The organism is Aquimarina sp. MMG016 (assembly GCF_018100805.1).
Lineage (GTDB): Bacteria > Bacteroidota > Bacteroidia > Flavobacteriales > Flavobacteriaceae > Aquimarina.
On the sequence record NZ_JAGJEA010000002.1, the window covers coordinates 84,053 to 104,533 of the forward strand.

The following is a 20,481-nucleotide window of genomic DNA, read 5'->3' on the forward strand; positions in this document are numbered from 1 at the left end:
AATAAAGATGAAAAAGTTAAAATATATAATGCTATTACTGTGCTTTGTATCTACAGCACAGCTTGCTCAGGCGCAAAATGAAAAAGCAAAAGATGTACTTGAAAAAGTAAAAAAATCTTATGACGATAAGAAGCAATATGAGATAGAAACCATCTACAATATGCATAGAGGATTGACGGGTAATTCGATCACCGAATCTTATAAAGGTGAAATGGTCAGAAATGAAGATGTCACTCGATTTAGAGTCTTGAAAACTGAAATACTTCAGTTTCCTAAAGCGCAATTGAATATAGATCATAATCAAAAGAAAGTGATTTACGCAAAAACGCAGATAGGTGCCGCTTCACAACACTCTCCTATAGATGTAAGTGTTTTTTTGAAGCTTTATTATGAAACTTCGGTAACCGAAAAGAATGGGGTTCTAATATGTGAAATGGTTTCGAATAAGCCTGTTTCTCAAAATCCATATGGTAAAGTGGTCTTACACATCAATAAGAACACTTATTTAATAGAAAAACAGGAATTGTTTTTTTCTACGCTGATTCCATTTGTAGATGAAGAGAGTAACACAAAAAAGATGGATTATGGGCGTTTAGTTATTCTTTTACAATTAAAAGATCTGCAAAATAATTCTAAACCAGCTCTAAGTGATTTTATTACAATATCACCCGATAATAATATCTCATTAACCGAACAGTATAAAGGCTATACATTAATCAATCAAGCCAATTAAAAAAATAAGTGTATTTATGAAAAATATTTCCAAATATCTAAAGCTTATTATTTTATTTTTTGTTGTAACCATAGGTTATGGCCAAAATAAGGTATCTTATAATTCATCAGAGATTAATGGTGTACTTACCTCCGGGACTCCAATAGAGTTTAATCCGGATCTTACTACTATTAGTAGTGCTGCAATAGTGTCCTCGGCAACAAATATTGTTTTACGAGTAGATACGAACGAAGCGCCATTTAATTGGTACAGGTATTCTTTACAGTTATCCGTAACCCCTCGATTATTGAATGGAGATTTTGATAGCGCTAATACATATACTGTAAAATTAGCTGTAGAGCATAATATGTTATTAGGAGCTGGTAATGGAGGAATTGATGTAATAAAGCATGTTTTGAAGGATCGTTATGGAGCCCGAGTAATCATTGATGAAGGAAGATATGAGAATCTGGAAACTGGTTCAGGTGCAGATGTTAATGGATATATTCCTGAGAACATTTTATTGGATATGGAGTTGGTTAGTGAATATTATGCATCTCTTTCGGAAGCAGCACCCGGTATAACTGGAACTTACGACGCTTCTCATAATGAATTATCGGTAGGTTGGGCTGATATTTCCGGTGCTGACCATTATCAAGTAGAATGGACTTGGGTAGATAGCTATGGAGATACCTTTGCAACGGCAGAAACCGCTAATAATATTGCTTTTAGTAGCCGTGATTTTGAATTAAATAGTACCCGTATACAAACAACTAATACGAACTATAATATTCCTTTGATTTACGGTAAGGGTTATGTGATTTATAGAGTAAGAGCTGTTGGGCGTTACAGTGAAAATACATCTAAATATAAGTATGGTCAATGGAGTAGTGGTCTTAGCAACGAAACTACAATAGCCAACTGGCCTGATAAATATCAGGTTAATGGAGATCATGAACAAGATAAAAACTGGCAATTTCAAGCCAGTTATGCAGAAGAAGGCAAGAAGAAAGAAGTTGTAAGTTATTTTGATGGTACGCTTCGTAACCGTCAGACGGTTACAAAGATCAACTCTGATGACAATGTAATCGTTGGAGAGGTGATTTATGATGCTCAAGGTCGTCCTGCAGTTGAGGTGCTACCGGTTCCCACAACAGGAAAACAAATTGGATATAATAGAGATTTTAATCAAAGTACAATACAACCCGGAACACCTTATGATTATCAGGATTTTGATTTAAATGATCAAAATGTCTTGGATGAGTCGACTACTGTCAAGGCAATGGCCGAGACTAATGGAGCCAGTAAATATTACTCAGAGTCCAATGATATTAATGATGAGTTTAGAGCTAGAATTCCAAATGCCGAGGGTCATCCTTTTTCTCAGATAGAATATATGCCGGATAATACAGGACGTATTCGCAGAAAGAGTGGTGTAGGAGTCACTCATCAGCTTGGTAGTGGCCAAGAGATGGAGTATTACTATGGTACGCCAGAGCAAAAAGAGTTAAACCGATTATTCGGATATAGTGTTGGTAACAAAGCACACTATAAGAAAAATTTGGTGATTGATCCTAACGGACAAGCCAGTATAAGTTATATCGATCCTCAAGGAAGAACCATTGCTACGGCATTATCTGGATATACACCACCAAACTTAGATGGACTTACGGATGAGGCCGATGAGAGTGGACTACATAAAGAACTAAATGTTGATTTGTTAGGAAAGTTATCAAGAGAAGCTAAAGATACTAATCAAGACAATAATATTAAGACCGCTACACAATCTCTTGGAGCGCTAGAGGATGCCTTAGAATATGCAGGCACCAAAGTTTCTCCGTTTGAAGAGAACCGTACTTTTAATTATACATTGAACAATGATCCTTATTTTATTTATGCTTGCGATACGGTAAATAATACAGTACAATATCCTTTGGTATATGATTTGGCAATTGATGTATTGGATATGGACGCCAATTCTTTGATTGCAGGTCCTATAGAAAACACAATTGATCTAGGTCAATCAGGAGGGGAGTTTATTTTACCAGAGTTTGTTGCTTCTGTAAAACGAGGAAGTTATAGTGTCACCAAAAGCCTGGTAATTAATAAAGACTCATTAGAGTTATATGCGGATCAGTACGTGTTAAGGCTGCAGGACCCCAATGATGCTTGTTATATTAGCCCTGAAGAAGTATCGGATTTACCAGTATTAAGCTTTGAAGGATGTTTTATTAGCTGTGAAGAATGTGAGGAAGCTTTAATAAATGATTATGGAGGTAGAAGCGCATATGTAACTACCCAGATCGAGAATTATGATTTTTCTGATCTGGACTATCTTTCTGATACAGAATTGGCAGAAGAAAAACAAAGGTTAGAAGAAGTATTTGGATTACAATGGGATGCTTTGGTAAGAGCATGTAATGCACCTTGTGCTGACGGTACAATAGATGTTCCTGCAAATCCTACAGATGAGCAAATCGATGATATTGTAGCAAATTCTTTAAGTTGCAATATTGCAGAATCAGCTTTGCTTAATGATATGAAGCCATTAGGTCAATACGGAGCATTTACTGCTAATGTGTATAATAACCAAGATACGTCTAATGCTCAATCTACTTCAACTAATGATACTACGTTAAGCATATATAGCCAAGCTAATGAGTTATATAGCACAAAAGTTGCGGATACATTTAACAGCTGGCGTAATCCACGTCATTTTAGATATGACTTAGTTGCACCAAGTACTACTTCTCCATATATAGATGGACATTATTATAACGAAGATGGTACTATTAGTTATGTGAAGGTAAAACAAACCATTACTTTCACCACTGACGAAAATGGAGAAGAGCAAGAAGAGAGAACCTATGAACCAACTCTTTTAGAAGATATAGAGATCATAGAAATCGCCAATGATCCCGAATTTGTATATGTAGAACCACAACATTTAGCTGATGTTGTTGATTTTCTATCAGATGATATTTGGCAGGATAATTGGGCAGAATCCTTATTGGTATATCACCCTGAGTATTGTTACTTAGAGTATAGCCAATCTGTTTGTGCACAGATATCATCGGTAAATGGTGCAACGATGAACTCTGATGGCTATGAAGTGTATTTGCAATCCATAAAAACCTATAACGAAGCCAAGCGTAAAGGTTTGTTAAGTGGTACTACCATTGGTGATCAGGATCCATACTTTAGAAATTCATTTTCAGGTTTTGAGAATAGTAGTGTTCAAGGTATTCGTAGAGATATGATCATTGAGTCTCTAAATACAAATTACAATGGTAGTGGTAGAAATTTGTTAGAGTTTTCGTATGCAACGATGGTTTGCGGAAGTATAAACAATTGTGATGAGCCTTTTAACGGAACAACTACAGTTGAAAGTAATTTAACCACAGAAGAAGAACAAGATCAATTCTGGAATACGTATAAGGCAAATTACTTTACAGCCAAGCAGGTAATCCAATCTTTATTCGCTAATATTTATGCAGAGAATAATGGTTGCTATAATGGATGTATTGGTCCAGAAGAACCACCAACAACTTTGCTTACCGTAATCTCAGATTATAGTGAAAGTATTAAAAGTAGGGTAAATGGACTGATTAGTAATAAAGAAGATATTTGTAATGATCCTAATGCTTCTTTATATGATGATAAAGAGAAGCGTTTTAAGCCATCGGACAATTTATACAATTCTGGGGATAGTGACCAGGACATTCTAGAGGATTTACAAGAGTTGACTAATTATGAGTATTATGTGCAAACTGGAGTATGTCCTATGGGAAGAGACTTGGAGTTGTTTTTAACGTATTACTTTAAGGATTACCCTAGTGGAGGATTTACCACCACACAAGAGTTTAAAGGAAACTATTTAACTCCAGCATTATTTAAAGATTTAGGAGGAAATCATCCTACGGAAGATGCAGTTCAGATTGGAGCAGCGATAAATGGAAACACTTTGGAAATTAAATTTAATCAAGCAGGATTTGAGGTAGGTTTTCAGCCAATAATAGTTAGAAGTACAGATGTCAATTATAATTGGAGTTCATATGGAGAAGGAAACTGGGTGATTACAAGGCTTAAAAATATTTATGCAACCAATACAGAGGAAGATGAAATATTTGAATATGCAGTAATAGCAGAGGTAAGAACGAATAGTACTGATGATGACTATAAGGAGATTATCTTAAACGGTACTACCCAAGCCCGAATCTCTAATTGTAGTATTACAGAGGCCAATGGTATCGGAGAATATTTACCTAGTGGAGGGAACTCAAATAGTTCGACAGGATGTAATAAAGAAAGTCGTTTTGCCCAAGCTTTAGCACGATTATTAAATAGACTGCAGGCAAATAATCAATTAGATTATACAGATCTTACTAATATACCTGAGTATAAAGACAGCTATTTATCTTCATTTTTTGGGGCAGAAGGAGCTACATGGTCAAATGAAGGAGGAGGAGTGTATCAAATCAATTCCGGAGGAGGTGGAGGCATAGAGTTCTTAGCATCTTCAATTAGTAAAAACTTTGGTTTTAATGAAACTTTAATGACCTTAGAGTTAGAAGAATCTCTAGACCCTGATGATATTTTATTTGTTACTGGAGTAGGTTTTAGCTATGCATATACCAGCACAGGATTAATAACACATCAGAACATCAGAATAACATACATAGATACTCAATTAGATAAAAAAATAATTAAGGGTAAAATATATGAGTCTTGTTTCTTTAGTGGAGAATCAATAGTTGCATCGGGGAAAATCAATAGTAAAGCGCAACTGAATGCAAATTTTGAGGGAGGAAGTTTTAATGATTGCAGGTTACTTAATTTCTTATGTTGTGGTGATATTAATGATCAGGTGGGGTCTGAAGAACCTATTCAGTGTGATATTAAAGAGGTTGAATGTATAGATTATCAACAATTAGAGGAGTCATTAGAAAATAATCTATTCCAGATTACAAATTATGTGCTAAGAAGTTCATATGCATTAGGAACCGAAAAATATTTATTACCTGAGTATTTAAGAAATGATCTCATCAATGATCTTAATCTTGAGGGGAGGTTAATTCGAGAAATAGAAGCTATTAATGCAAGTACAAGTTCTAACATTCCTACAAATGTGGATATGTCAAAACTTTATCTGAATCTAAATAGAAATACTTCAAATGATATTATATATAGCCTCCTTTTCCCAATTGGACTTGAGGAAAATAATGAGTTTGTTGGTTTTAGAATCACGTACTCATTAAAGGAAAACTGGGAGGATATACAGCGAATAGAATGTCTTGATAAAGAGTTTACTCAAGGTACGGATGGTAGTTTTATCTCTATAGCTTATGAATTACGAGATGGAACAGTAGTTAGACCTATAGAACGAAGAGGCGGGTTATTCAATTTTGTCACAATTGATAGTAGCAATAATGCAACAGAGCTTTTCTTAGACTGTTCTTTCTATGAAGAGCCTCCTGCAGTTGAATGTAGTTTTGCTGAAGGATATTCCACAAAATTTGCGGAAGAAATGACAGTGTTACTAAATAAAATGATAACAGATGGAAAAGCCCTAGGAGATAATTTTGGACAACTAATCTCCTTAGGAAACTATCCTGAGTATACTGGTTTTTTACAGTCCTTTTTTACAGATAATACTGCATATCACTGCACTAAAAACCCAATTTTCTGTAATAATGAAGCAATAGATTTTAATAATACTGATCATGTTCAGTTTTCTTTTTATGATAATGGTAGTAGTGCAAGTTTTGTAATTAGGTTTTCTGATATTCATACTTTTGGGTTTACTACTATTGATGAGAATCTTATTAATGCGACCAGTATAGAATCTTTTACTTTACGAAATGATTATGACACAGGATTTGCACCTGACCAATTTACGTTAGCATATATCGATAATACAGGCACTAGAAAATTTACTGTAATAAGAATTGTTCAATCTCGTTCTAATGTAGGATTTTCTGGTACTTCTGGTGCTCAGGTAGCTACAGATCTTTATTTTGATTGTGATCTAAATGAGGTTTATGGTAATTATTCACTACAACCGGATCCAGATACATTAGATAATAATGATGTAGACCTATGTCCTGCTGATGGTTTTGTCGAAAATCAATTCGAATCAGTATTAGCTAGTGCTTTGACTGCAATGTTTAAAGAAGAAAAAGGAGAGATCACCAATGAAGAGGCATCTACTTTTTATGATTCACTGTTTAGAACAGGTTTCAATCTTAATGAACGATACAAAACCATACTTGTACCTTTCTATGCAGAAAACTATGAACCTGGTTATGTAGAATTTAATGATAATTTTTCAAGATATTGGTACCGAAAAGGAAATGATCAAAATTCCGATAAAGAAGCTTTTGTAAGAACCAGATTTGAACTTTTTGCACAATCTACTACTTTCTCCAATACGAAAATAGAAATCAATTTTGAAGAGGATTTTTATGATGTAAGTGAAGTATTGGATGTCAAAATTTTAAGAAGATCTTTAAACAATAACAGTTTTTATGGCACTGTAAATTACATCAATTCTACAGGTCAGTCATTAATCGCAAAAAATGTAGCGATATTAGTTGAAAGAGCGGACTTACGAAGTGACGGTAGATTTTCCGTTAACCCTTTAGTAGATTTATGCGATATATTTGCAGTGGATTTGTCTGCTTCTAATGCTGTTGCGTCTAATTTCTCTGGAAAAAGCATAGGTTTATTGTCTGACCGATCATTTTTAGGAAAAATGAGTGCAGTTGAAGGAAGTGTTGACATGCCGGATGACAATCTTTCTGAAGTAGAAATAATGTTCAAAAATTCAGTATCAATAGCTTCAGAAATTACTTCTAAATCAACAGTTATTATTACCGAAGAGAAGCCTTGTGGTATTGATATTTGTATCCCTCCAGTAGTGCCCCCAGTAAGTTGTACTGATAAATATACAGTATATGAAACGCTGATGAATGGGATATCTGACAAAGAAGAAGGTGATATAACCAGTGAAGAAGATTTCTGTGATAATTCATTACAATATTTGGTAGATGATTATCAGTATTTTATTACCAAGTTTGGTATTACTTCGACTTTAGATCTTAATTATATGTCTATTGGCCGTTTTGGCGCTACCGAGTTTAATTTTGGATATCCAGGAATGCGTGCATCATACGAAGGCAGAGCTCCAATCATTGATTTATATTATACTCACGTAACTACCGCTAGCACTCCTGATGTTGTAGAATCATGGACTGCCTGGACAACCAATTACTTGAATGAGTCAGGTAATGAGAGTATTTGCGTACCAAGGCCATTCCCGACAGATTTTACAAATGTTAGGATAGACCTCCCGGACGATACAGATTGTGAACAGTTTGTAAAAAGTGTACGTGCTGCATATACAAGAGATACATATGAAAGTTTCTTGAATATTAAACGAGAAGAATTTGTAAAGTCTTACGTAACTAATGCTATTGATAATGCTGTTGAGAAATTTGATATGAAGTATTTTGATAAAGAATATCAATATACATTATATTATTATGATCAATCCGGTAATCTGGTTCAAACAGTTCCGCCGGATGGTACAGATCGATTTACTAATGATGAGTTGGATACAACATTTTCTAACGGACTTACTCTTAATGATTCGATCAATCTATATAGAAGTAACAATATAGCTAAGGAAAGTAGTCGATTATTACCTGATCATGAGTTGATTACTGAGTATCGTTATAATTCGTTGAATCAATTAGTTTGGCAAAAAACTCCGGACGGTGGAGTAACACGTTTTGCCTATGATGATTTGGGTAGGATTATAGGTTCTCAGAATGCAAAACAAAAAGTAAACAATAGATTCAGTTACACTACTTATGACGGATTAGGAAGAATTGTAGAAGCGGGTGAGTTGATTCCTAGTGTAGCGATTGATATTAATGATACAACTGGTAAATTAATATTCACTTCCGGAGGTGCAGAAGTTCCTGCTAGAGTGGAGGACAACTATCCATATAATGTATCAACCGATAGAGTGGAAGTTACACGTACACGATATAATGATCTATTAGTAGATGCTACTACTGTTTTTGAAACAGTGTCAGATCTTGATGTTTATAATAGTAACACTCGTAACAGAGTGACTGCTATCTATTATTATGATAACTATGTAGCAGGAACTACTATTGAGCGTCAGTATGATAACGCTATCTTCTATACGTATGATATTCATGGTAATGTGAATGAGTTGATACAGCATAATAGGCAAATGTCTTTGACTAATACGGATCCTAATTCTGGTATGAAACGTACGCAGTATGAGTATGATTTAATTAGTGGAAATGTTAATAAAGTATTCTATCAGAAAGGGAAAGCAGATCAGTTTATTCATCAGTATGAATATGATGCGGATAACCGTATTGTTAATGTGCAAACTTCTGATAATGGTATGATCTGGGAGCAAGATGTGAGCTATCAATACTTTGCACACGGTCCACTGGCTAGAACAGAATTAGGTGATAAACAAGTGCAGGGTATGGATTACGCATATACCTTACAAGGTTGGTTAAAAGGAGTGAACTCAGAGAATCTTACACCAGATGCTGATATGGGACGTGATGGTGCTACGGGATCTGATGTTGCAAAGGATGCAATGGGATATTCTTTAAGTTATTATAATGGAGATTATAAATCGGTGGGTAATACAAGTCCTTCATTCTCATATAGTAATACTACAGCATTACAAAGTGGTAAAAACTTGTATAACGGTAACATCAAGCAGATGGTGACAGGCCTGTTGGATAATGACGAGTCAATGCTAGCAGCTCAGTTGAATCATTATGAATATGATCAATTGAATCGTATCAAATCTATGCGAGGTAGAGCTGTTGATGGATCTAATGTGGACGAAAATTATAGTTCTAACTATACCTATGATAATAATGGTAACCTATTAACATTAAACAGAACCACAGTTGATAATAGAGGTAGACTGCGTAAAATGGATTCTTTGGATTATGTATATAAGACTGTCATAGATTCTGAGACCGGAGAAGCTAAACGCTCCAACCAGTTGGATCATGTTAATGATGCTGTTAGAGGTGGACGATTTAATGATCTAAAAGATCAGAGACCAAGAAACTATGAGTATGATGCTATTGGTCAGTTGATTAGTGATAAGAAAGAAGGGATTACCGATATCGAGTGGAGAGTAGATGGTAAAGTACGTAAGATAACCAAAGATGACGGTAGTACCATTAGTTTTGCTTATGATGGGCTAGGGAATCGTATTTCTAAAACAGTAATGCCTGAGAATAAAACTACTCTTTATACAAGAGACGCACAAGGAAACACGATGGCAGTGTATGAGGCTGATACGTCTGGAGATACTGTAGAGGACTTGAGAGTTAAAGAACACCATATTTATGGTAGCAGTAGATTAGGATTAGAGGAAAAGGATATAGTTATAACAGATGCATCAGTAGCTGATCAAAATATCTTTACTAATGAAGTTGGGGATAAACGTTATGAGTTAAGCAACCATTTAGGTAATGTACTAAGTGTCGTCACTGACCGTAAGGTAATTGCTGATGATCAAACTGTAACTGATCCCAACCCAAGGCCAACCAATGTGATTCATTTTGATAATTTTGAAGCAGGAGTAGGGCCATGGGAAAAAACAAACCGTGCGATTAAAGCTGAGGTAGTAGATGGTAGACTAGCCGTAACTACAGATAGAAATAACCAAGGAGCACAAGCTAACTATTGGCTATATGCCGGTAGAACCTATCGTATCATTATGGAAGTAGATAAAGATACCTTTGCTCCTGATCTACAGATAGGCATTTGGAAGGGGAATCAGGAACAGCAATCGGATATTGTGACTCAGACCGGTGTATACGAAACAACATTTACCCCTGATGAATCACGTAACTACAGATTACGAACACGACTATCGCAAAACAGATATAGCGATGGTGAACAAACCTATTACCTGGATACGGTTGAGATTATCGATATTACCACTGGTAATCCACCATTGTATGTAACAGAGTTTACGAATGATGTAAATCCTTGGAGAGCCAGTAATAATACTACGAGCATGACTTTAGAAGCCGGAAGTCTTAAGGTGGTAACTGGTAGAAACAATAACGGTGCAAATGCTAACTACTATTTATTAGCTGGAAGAACCTACGAGGTAAGTATGGATGTCAATGTAGATAGCTTTACTCCAGACCTGGAGGTAGGAGTTTGGAAAGGTGGTAATAGGATCCATACGGAGTTATTTAACCTAAGCGGAACGTTTAAAATTACCTTTACAGCTGATGAATCCCGCAACTATCGTATTAATACGAGGTTAAGGGAAAATGGCTACAACGGTGGTGATCAGACTTATTATCTGGATAATGTAGTCATTAGTGAAGTAATAAATACGGCGGGAGATGTAGCAGGAAGAGATGATTTGATTACCTTTATACCAGACGTTCTTTCATATAATGATTACTATCCGTTTGGGATGCTACTCCCTAACCGACACGGAAACAGTTCAGAGTATAGATATGGCTTCCAGGGACAGGAAAAAGATGATGAAGTAAAAGGGGAAGGAAACTCGATTAACTACACCTTTAGGATGCACGATCCACGTTTAGGGAGGTTCTTTGCGGTGGATCCGTTGACAGCTGAATATCCTCATTATACACCTTATTCTTTTAGTGGAAATAAGGTTATTCATGCAATTGAACTTGAAGGATTAGAAGAGTTGATTATTATAAATGATGATCCTTCTTGTAATGATGTTTGTAATGTATTTTTTGAAGTCGTTCAAAAGGATGATGTTCTTAATGAAGTTTTATTAAACTCAATTAGCAAACCCGAATTATCTGATAAGTATAAAGTCTATTTTGGTGAAAATCCATTTCCGAATTCCGATAAGGGAGGAGAAGCTTTTAATAATAGAAAGATTCGAGGTTTTGTGAAAGCAGTGGATTTGTATAATAGAAAAACTGCAAAATTTGAAGGAACTGATTTTGAGGATAATATACCAGGTACTATTCAAATTTTAGAAGCTTTAGGAATCACTGCAAAGGATTATAAGAAAATACTAGACGATAAAAACACTAAACGCTTTGGTGTTTTAATCAATTCAAATAACACCGAATCCGAAGTGGATAAAGTAATGACAATAGCTCATGAAATTGATTTTCATATAAAAAATGATATTAATTACTATGTAACTGGAGATGAGAAATACAATAAATCTGGTGAAGAAGAACATATCGAGGCTCATGGTAAAGAATACTATGAAAAGACTGGCACAAGCCCTCGTAATTCACCCCCCAAAAAGGACATCCCTAAGGATTCCTGGGCGGGGAAGTTATATAAAAGAATTAGAGCAGCTTATAAAGTTTATGCTCAAGAAAAGAAAAAGAGTTAATGAAACCTTATTTGTCATTTTTATATTGATTTTTGAAAGCTGTCATAAGAATAATAATTCTTTATTTAAAACAGATTCCAATAAAAGTGAGGTAGATTTTACTTTGGAGGAAGGTTGTTTAAAACTAAATGACACTACTTGTTTTGAAGCATATAGTTTTAATATTACCAATGAAGATAAAGTTTATGGTTATTGGGGGAAACTAAATGATACTATTTATTTTATTAACCCATTATTTAATGACAAAGATTGTATAGTTAAATTCCCAATTTTGATTACAAACAGTGATGAAAAAAAATATTTCGAACAATCTTCAAATTGTGAAGATATACCTTTTTTTAGTTTAGGATATTTAATAGAAATTATTGATAAGGATGATGATTACTACATAATAAAACATACAGCATTTGAAATGTTTGAAGAAGATAGTAGTGTTGAACCTGACAATTGTATATTTAAATTATCCCTAGAACATGGTATTATAGAATTCAACTATAATTCTTTTAAAGGAAGCAATAGGGTTCCCTGGTGCTTCAGTAATCACCTATCTAATATAACCAATGATTAATATTATATTTATTAAAAATAGCAACACTATAACCCAACAAATTTAAATGATAGCTTGGATTTGCATTCTGTGGCGGTTACAAAAAATTATAATATCGACCTAGTAACCTCAAGAATTAGAAATTCACGAAATCTGGTTAATCCTTCTGTTAATCATAACAAAATTCATCCGATTACAAATATTTTTATATTACGTCTATTTAGTGGACACAAGATGTTCTTTTAATTATTTTAGACGACAGTCCTTTAAAGTCATAAACTTTATTTTTCTTTTGATACTCAAATCTATTATTAAGAACAAAATGAGATTTTAAATTTATTGTATCAATACGATTCATTTTCCTATTGTTGGGATCGGAAGGCTCAAGCCCTCCTTCATTTTTATAATATTGTACAATAACATCATCTCCTTTAATACATTTTATTTTTCCATAAAAAACTGTTCCTTCTTCAGAATTATAATAATCCTTTTCTCCATCAACCAAATTACAAATACCAGCTTGCTCAACAAACATCTTTTTTTCCAAATCCCACTCAAAAAAACTATAAAACCCAATAAGAGTGCTCTTGTACTTTTTTTGGTCATAAACATGTAAGGTGTACAAATTGGTTTCAGGTTTTAAGGATTTACAACTAAAAACTAAAAATACAAAACCTACACAACCTCTTCTAAGACTATCCTTGAGGATCTTTTTTGTCTTCATTTTTATTACTATCGTTAGTGTTTTCATCGCTATTATTGCTCTCTTCAAATTTTAATCCATTTTCCCCTCTGTCAACAACAAACGGGGTCAATGTTCTGTAATCCTCTCCATCTCCACTCCAAAAATATAAAAACACTCCGCAACTTCTATCAGCTACACATCCAGCAGTAGCATCGTTACTCTTTTCTCTACCATGATAATAAAACCCAGTCCCTTGTGCCTCTGCAATAGACACATCATCATTCATTTCAAGTAATCTAATTCTACCCTGACCCCATTCAGCCCGAGGCGAATAGCTATAACCGTTTCTATCCTGAACTTTTTCTGGAATCTGTTCAATTCCCATATCCCAATCCAAAAGACCTTTAGTTACATTATTAGCAACACTTCTATTTCCTAAATCAAGTAAATATGTCCTTTCTGGTGGATTACCTTGTCCTTTCGATTTACTCCCAGCAAAAGCATTTTCTATTGTCAATACAACTTGATCTTGATCGTAAATTTTAATATCACCAGTATCTGCCCCACGGATGTTAACCGCTCCAACCTCAAATAGCACAAGTTTTTCCATATCACTTTCAATTGTCTGAGTATTACCATCTGAATCAGTATACTGTGCGACTCTTCCATCATGATGATGCCAAGTTTTTTTACTTTCTCCCTCCCCTTGATAATAAAACCAATTTTCTCCATTTGGGTCAATAAAAGCAATTGGATTATTTATCACATAACTGTATGGAGAAGTTGAAGAATTCTGTTCCGATTGTGGGTCAAGACTTAGCCATCTTCCAACCCTAGGATCTAATATCCTTGCTCCAAAGTCCAAACTATTTCCTTCTCCTTTAACTTCATCATCTTTTTCCTTACCGTTAAACCCATACCTATACTCAGATGAGTTTCCGTGTCGGTTAGGGAGTAGCATCCCAAACGGATAGTAATATTATAGATGCTATCATCTGTAAATAAGTTTTTTATAGATATCCTATAAATTGTTATTTTACAGTTTAATGCAAAAAACGTCAAAAAAACAACAGGTTTAAAAGCAGTATCTTCAATGAACATTAGATCTAAATATAAATAATAAATTTTTATAAAAAACTTAGCTCTTATAATTATCAATCAGTTTAGAAAGGTAGTTATAAAAATAAATTGATGGGTGTAGTTGCCCGGGTAGAGTCAGTTTTTAACAAAAACTGTTAACAAAAACCATTAAAACCTCAAAAACCCACCTTTAAGGTGGGGGTAGCGGAGCCTAAACCTACCATCAGGGTGTTCTTAACCTCGGTTAATCGAAGCTCCAGACATAGTGAACCCGAGGGTAAACCATCGATTAGGGTATATCTACCTTTCGATGAGGGACTATCAAAGCATCGCTAGGGGTAGTCTAAACCATCGATGACCCTATTCCAAACCTCGGTGACACCGAGCAAAAACCATCGACTATAGAAGCTTTTGTCTTACCCAGACCAGGTTCTAGGGTCGGGTTAGGTAGGTAATTAGGTACCTTAAACTCATATCCGTGTGTTAATTTTTTAACAGACTCTGTCTAAACAGGAAATATCTGTATGTGATCACAAGTACTTGTTTTCGTTGAATACATTATGTTTTTTTTACCCCGATAACGCGGATTTGCAATCCGTGCGGTTATATAAACGATAAGTAAATATTATATAAAAGTTTAGCTATAAAAAGAGATTGTCATCATAGATAGTCTCTTTTTATATAGTACTCGTAACGAATTACAAATCGGCACTACCCTAAAAGCTATGAAAATCCCTAAAACTTCTCAAATACGCCAAGCCCAAACAACGCATAATCATATTTCACAGGATCGGTAGAGTCATATTTCCTTAAGGTTGTATCCAACTCCTGTAAGGCTTTGCCATCATTTTGTTTTCGTTTCAGTAATCCAAGTTTACGGGCGACGTTACCGGAGTGTACATCCAGTGGACAAGAGAGTTGAGAAGGAGAGAGGCTCTCCCAGATACCAAGGTCTACACCTGCTTTAGCATTGCGAACCATCCAGCGTAGGAACATATTAATACGTTTAGCAGCAGAATTTTTATGAGGGTCGCTAATATGTTTTTCGGTTCGGGTGAGATGTGGTAGACTAAAAAATGCTTGCTTAAAGTGGTGAATGGCATTCTGTAAATCATTTTTTGCTTTATACTGAGTAAAGAAAGCTTCCATATCACCATATTTGGTATAGATATGTCTCAATGCAGTGATAAAATAGGTAAGATCGGTACTATTAAAAGTACGATGCACAAAACCTTCTAATTTTTCTAAATCATCTTCTTTGTGCTCCATCACAAAGTCATAAGGACTGTTACCCAATAGATTCATGAGTTTATGAGCATTGGTGAGAATACTTTTACGATTTCCCCAGGAGATGGTTGCCGTAAGAAAACCTGCAATCTCAATATCTTCTTTCTGAGTAAATAAATGCGGGATTTGAACCGGATCGGTTTCTATAAATTTAGGTTGTTCATACAGTGCCGCTTTCTCGTCAAGGAAATCTTTGAGCTCAGATTTAGGAATCTTTTTCATTGCTGTTAACCCACAATTTTACCATCTACCATGGTGAGTTTTCTATCCGCCATATCTGCTAATTCCTGGTTATGGGTTACGATCACAAAAGTTTGCCCAAACTCATCTCTAAGCTTAAAAAAGAGTTTATGTAGGTTTTCGGCCGCTTCACTATCCAAATTACCTGAGGGTTCATCTGCAAAAACTACTTTTGGATTATTGATCAGCGCTCTTGCGACAGCTACACGTTGTTGTTCACCTCCTGATAGTTCATTAGGTTTATGATCATAACGATGAGAGAGGCCTAAGAAATCTAGCAGCTCTTTAGCTCTTTTTTCGGCTTCAGATTTTGATGTTTTTTTAATAAAAGCAGGAATACACACATTTTCAACCGCTGTAAATTCTGGTAACAATTGATGAAATTGAAAGATAAAACCCAGCTGCTCATTCCTGAATTTTGATAACTGCTTCTGCGATAAAGTATTGATATCAGTTTCGTGAATGGTAAGCGTACTATTATTTACTTTTTTAGATTGATCCAGAGTACCTAATATTTGTAATAAAGTGGTCTTTCCAGCCCCGGAAGCCCCAACAATAGATACAATTTCACCTTTTTTGATATGAAGATCAACACCTTTGAGTACGTGTAAATCATCATAGTTTTTATGAATATTTTTCGCTTTGATCATGTATACATCAATTGAAGCTGTGAAAGTAATCAATATCTACAGAATCCCCAAGATTATCCTTTAGAAGAAGGTTTTAAGTTGTTAATATCCAGAAAATATACTACTCTAAGCGATACATTATGTTGTATGGGTTGATCAAAAAGGTTATCCAGACTTTCGGTATAATTAATGGTCGAAAACTCATCCTGATTAAAGATCTTATTACGATAGAGCAGCGTAGCTTCACTACCCGGCGCAAATCTCCAACTAAAGCTAAGATCCAGGTTCCAGATATTAAAATTAGTATTAGGATCATTTTCTGAGGTGTCATAATCCGTTCGGGTTCTGGATCCATCTTCATTAAGTACAAAAAATATATTTTCAGAATAATCAGCAGTACTCCAGAAATTTCTAAAACGTAGGTTTATAGCTTTATAAGGATCAAAATTATAACTAGCGCTTAGCGAGTTTTCGATGGTAGCAATATCTCGTTGCCCTAAAAAAACATCAGTATCGTTATTATCTATATAGCCAAAGTTATTTTTACGGATAGAATAGTCTGTATTCCATATCAAAAGAAGTTTATCAGAGAATCTATATCTCGGTGAGAGGTTCATGCTATAGGTTTCCTGGCCATCTTCATACCAGTTACGATGAAAAACTCTGGCATCATAAGCAAATTTCTTACGATAATCAGAAGAAACCCATAAATTAACCCCAAGGTTTTCGCTATAGGTAACAAATCTACCATCGACTCTTGGCTCAAAATAATCATCGGTATCAGAGTCATAGATAGTAAATCCTCCAAATCCAAATCGCTCTCTAGTCACAAAAAACCAATCTACACCGACAGAGTTAGATGTTTGTACACTTGGTTTATATAATCTACGATGTCTGGTGAATAGGTTGATTCTATATTCATTGAATACTTTGGTAGGTTTAAAAATTTGATAGGAGACATTGACCCTAAAACTATTAAAGTTATTTCTGAAGTTTACACCCAAGTCATTGATATCGTAGGTGGTATTTGCTAAATCGTGACCAAAACCATATCTGATGTTACCTTTAATACGATCAAAATCAATTTCAGAAGCAAATCCTCCTATATTATCTCCCGGTAAATTCACCTGGCTTACAATAGATCTCCCGGTAAGTCGATATGAGTTTGCTTTGTTGGCTAAATTCCATACCAATCCGGTCACGTTAGCATCTCTAAAATCACTTCCGCTACGAGTAACATTAGTATTGATCAACGATAAAGAAGAGTTGTTGTTGAATTGTTGATCTAATACAAAAATATTATAATTTGCCAATGGTTCTACAACTTCTTTGCGAGAAGCCCCGGTAATTGTATCTGTGATTCGTACCTCTGTTTTTTCTGTGATTGCATTAAAAAAACCAATCCCCAGATTACCTTTGGTTCTTCCTGAAATTTTTAAAGCATTTAGTAGATTTACCTTGGTAGGAGCTTCCTCCGCAATTTCATTTTGGTTTAGGTCGTCATCAGAAATAGATCTTGTGGGTCCATTACCAACTCTACGTGAGAAGAAAATACCGCCTTTATTAAATAGTTCTGTACCTTCTGTAAAGAACTGTCTGTTTTCTCCAAATGTTTGTTCAAAAGGACCCAGATTAAGACGTACTTCGTCAAAAGCAGCTTGCCCAAAATCAGGAATTAAGGTAGCATCTAATGTAAAACTATCACTTAACCCATATTTAACATCCATTCCGGCGCTAAAATCTGTTTCAGTTTCTCCATCAAAACTAGAGGCTAAACCTTGAACAAAAGGAAAAAAAGTAAGTCTTACCGGAGGATCAATGTTCTCTACACCTTTTACGATACCATTGTATTGAGTTCTTTGTCCTACTTCTCTATCAATAAAGTTCCAGGTATGTGTTTGGTTTCGGGTTTGGAATCTTCTATAAAAATTTATACTCCAGTCTTGTACATCAACTTCATGGAAACGAAGTGCATTATATGGGATTTTGAATTCTGCATACCACCCTTTGTCGTCAAAAGATATTTTAGCGTCAAAAACTACATTATAACTAAAATCTTCATTAAACTGATCTGCTCTGGCATCTCCTATGGTACCCGCACTGGTTATAAAAAAACGAGTTTCGTTAATCCCGTCATTATAGGTGTTTATCGAGATATTAAAAAAGTCCGCTTGTACAAATATATTATCTCGCTGACTGAATTGTCGCAGTATCTTGTCTGGTTGGTCATCATACAAATAGGCAGCAAAATAGACTGCTTTATTGTCATAAGCCATTTTTACCTCTGTTCGTATGTTTTCTGAGATCTCCCCTTCGTTTCCAGGTTGCCACATCCTAAAATTGCCATAGGAAGGAATGTTTTTCCATATTTCATCATCTAATACGCCATCAATTTTTGGAGGATTGCTGATTCGTTCTGCTATAATTTCCTTTTTTTCTTGTGCCACAGAAATGATAGACATAACTAAGAATAGCACACTTAATACAAAGCGTAATTGAATGTTCATAAAAATGTAAAAAAAAACTTACTTTTTGGAATAGGCTACAAAACTAACTTTTAGATTGAAATGTGATACTAACGAAAAGTTAAAAAATAAATTAGCGTTTAGGTTATGTGTATTTTCGTTAAACATAATTTAATTTTTAACAGTATTATGGAAAATAATAAAATGCAGACTGCAGTTTTTGCAGGAGGGTGTTTTTGGTGTACAGAAGCTGTTTTTCAAAGATTAGAAGGAGTCATAAAAGTTATTTCTGGTTATACCGGAGGTGATATTAAGAATCCTGCTTATCGCGAAATAACAACAGGTAGAACAGGTCACGCCGAAGCTATTATGATAGAATTCGATGCTTCTTTAATTACTTTTAGAGAGCTGTTGGATGTGTTTTTTGTGACTCATGATCCTACTACACTAAATAGGCAGGGAGCAGATAGGGGTACTCAATACCGTAGTGCGGTTTTCTATACAGATGAAGAGCAAAAGAATATAACTGAGCAGGTAATTACGGACCTAAATGAACAAGGCGTTTTTGAAGATCCTATTGTAACTGAAGTGACTGAACTTGGAGCTTTTTATAATGCAGAAGATTATCATCAGGATTATTATAACCAGAATAGTAGTCAGGGATATTGTCAATTTGTAATAAATCCAAAACTTAAAAAATTACACAGTACCTTTAGCGACAAATTAAAAAAAGAATTGCAGAACTAATAGGTTAAAAAATGCCATATAAGAATTTTGAAGAGTATAACATAGAAGTAACAGAAGGAGTTAAGGAGAAATTTGAATCTATTATCGAAGACCTTGGCGAAGATGTAAATAGAGAAGGAATACAAAAAACACCCGAGAGAGCAGCAAAGGCTATGCAATTTCTTACCCAGGGATACCATCAAGACCCAGCAGAGATATTGAGGAGTGCTATGTTTGCAGAGGACTATGATGATATGGTAATTGTTAAGGATATAGAATTATATTCTTTGTGCGAGCATCATATGTTACCATTTTTCGGAAAAGCCCATATAGCTTATATTCCTAATGGACATATAGTAGGTCTAAGTAAATTACCTAGAGTAGTAGATGTGTTTGCAAGACGCTTACAAGTTCAAGAGCGACTTACTCATGATATTTTAGAATGCATTAATAATACCTTAAAGCCTAAAGGAGTAGCGGTGGTAATAGAGGCTTCTCATATGTGTATGATGATGCGAGGAGTACAGAAACAGAATTCTGTGACTACAACATCAGGGTTTAGAGGGCAATTCGAAAAAATAGAGACCCGTACAGAGTTTCTAAGATTGATTACTGCTGATCTAGGATAATTTTTTTGGAATACTCTTTGCTTTATTTGTCGTATATTGAATTATAACAA

General features: G+C 34.9%; 9 protein-coding genes and 1 pseudogene. 5 read left to right on the forward strand and 5 right to left on the reverse strand.

Going from position 1 to position 20,481, the window contains the following annotated elements; all coding sequences use genetic code 11:
- The first annotated feature begins 7 nt into the window (after positions 1–7).
- From J8M14_RS03440 to J8M14_RS03450, 3 genes are read left to right on the forward strand one after another with little or no spacing between them, the layout of a single operon-like run.
- A complete protein-coding gene (locus J8M14_RS03440) occupies positions 8–733 on the forward strand; it encodes a hypothetical protein (RefSeq protein ID WP_211073099.1) in 726 nt (241 codons plus the stop codon).
- A 16-nt stretch (positions 734–749) separates the two neighbouring features.
- On the forward strand, positions 750–12,143 hold the full coding sequence (locus J8M14_RS03445; RefSeq protein ID WP_211073100.1) for an RHS repeat-associated core domain-containing protein: 11,394 nt from the start codon (positions 750–752) through the stop codon (positions 12,141–12,143).
- Positions 12,118–12,711 carry a hypothetical protein gene (locus J8M14_RS03450; protein ID WP_211073101.1) on the forward strand — a complete coding sequence of 198 codons (594 nt, stop codon included), beginning with the start codon at positions 12,118–12,120 and terminating at the stop codon, positions 12,709–12,711. The genes J8M14_RS03445 and J8M14_RS03450 overlap by 26 nt, the downstream gene beginning before the upstream one ends.
- Before the next feature lie 199 nt (positions 12,712–12,910).
- Here the strand turns inward: J8M14_RS03450 and J8M14_RS03455 are convergent, their stop codons facing one another.
- The 5 genes and pseudogenes from J8M14_RS03455 to J8M14_RS03475 form a co-directional block, all read right to left on the reverse strand.
- Complete coding sequence (locus J8M14_RS03455) at positions 12,911–13,414, reverse strand: hypothetical protein (protein ID WP_211073102.1); 504 nt, start codon at positions 13,412–13,414, stop codon at positions 12,911–12,913.
- Positions 13,386–14,339, reverse strand: a pseudogene (locus J8M14_RS03460) (RHS repeat-associated core domain-containing protein); the annotation flags it as partial. The gene J8M14_RS03455 and the pseudogene J8M14_RS03460, both read right to left, overlap by 29 nt.
- An 851-nt stretch (positions 14,340–15,190) precedes the next feature.
- Positions 15,191–15,964: a TIGR02757 family protein gene (locus tag J8M14_RS03465; RefSeq protein WP_247672540.1), complete on the reverse strand. Its 774-nt coding sequence runs from the start codon at positions 15,962–15,964 to the stop codon at positions 15,191–15,193.
- Between the two features lie 5 nt (positions 15,965–15,969).
- On the reverse strand, positions 15,970–16,632 hold the full coding sequence (locus J8M14_RS03470; protein ID WP_211073105.1) for an ABC transporter ATP-binding protein: 663 nt from the start codon (positions 16,630–16,632) through the stop codon (positions 15,970–15,972).
- A 53-nt stretch (positions 16,633–16,685) separates the two neighbouring features.
- Positions 16,686–19,118 (reverse strand): DUF5916 domain-containing protein, encoded by a 2,433-nt coding sequence (locus J8M14_RS03475; protein ID WP_211073107.1) that lies wholly within the window; start codon positions 19,116–19,118, stop codon positions 16,686–16,688.
- 147 nt (positions 19,119–19,265) lie between these two features.
- On the opposite strand from J8M14_RS03475, the gene msrA reads away from it, so the two are divergent.
- On the forward strand, positions 19,266–19,823 hold the full coding sequence (msrA, locus tag J8M14_RS03480) for a peptide-methionine (S)-S-oxide reductase MsrA (RefSeq protein ID WP_211073109.1): 558 nt from the start codon (positions 19,266–19,268) through the stop codon (positions 19,821–19,823).
- An 11-nt stretch (positions 19,824–19,834) separates the two neighbouring features.
- Positions 19,835–20,431: a GTP cyclohydrolase I FolE gene (folE, locus tag J8M14_RS03485; protein ID WP_211073111.1), complete on the forward strand. Its 597-nt coding sequence runs from the start codon at positions 19,835–19,837 to the stop codon at positions 20,429–20,431.
- Positions 20,432–20,481 lie beyond the last annotated feature (50 nt).

Coding starts and splice junctions, on each gene's coding strand:
- J8M14_RS03450 (WP_211073101.1), top strand. CDS start 12,118: ATGCTCAAGAAAAGAAAAAGAGTTAATGAAACCTTATTTGTCATTTTT.
- J8M14_RS03440 (WP_211073099.1), top strand. CDS start 8: ATGAAAAAGTTAAAATATATAATGCTATTACTGTGCTTTGTATCTACA.
- J8M14_RS03470 (WP_211073105.1), bottom strand. CDS start 16,632: ATGATCAAAGCGAAAAATATTCATAAAAACTATGATGATTTACACGTA.
- J8M14_RS03475 (WP_211073107.1), bottom strand. CDS start 19,118: ATGAACATTCAATTACGCTTTGTATTAAGTGTGCTATTCTTAGTTATG.
- J8M14_RS03465 (WP_247672540.1), bottom strand. CDS start 15,964: ATGAAAAAGATTCCTAAATCTGAGCTCAAAGATTTCCTTGACGAGAAA.
- msrA (WP_211073109.1), top strand. CDS start 19,266: ATGGAAAATAATAAAATGCAGACTGCAGTTTTTGCAGGAGGGTGTTTT.
- J8M14_RS03445 (WP_211073100.1), top strand. CDS start 750: ATGAAAAATATTTCCAAATATCTAAAGCTTATTATTTTATTTTTTGTT.
- J8M14_RS03455 (WP_211073102.1), bottom strand. CDS start 13,414: ATGAAGACAAAAAAGATCCTCAAGGATAGTCTTAGAAGAGGTTGTGTA.
- folE (WP_211073111.1), top strand. CDS start 19,835: ATGCCATATAAGAATTTTGAAGAGTATAACATAGAAGTAACAGAAGGA.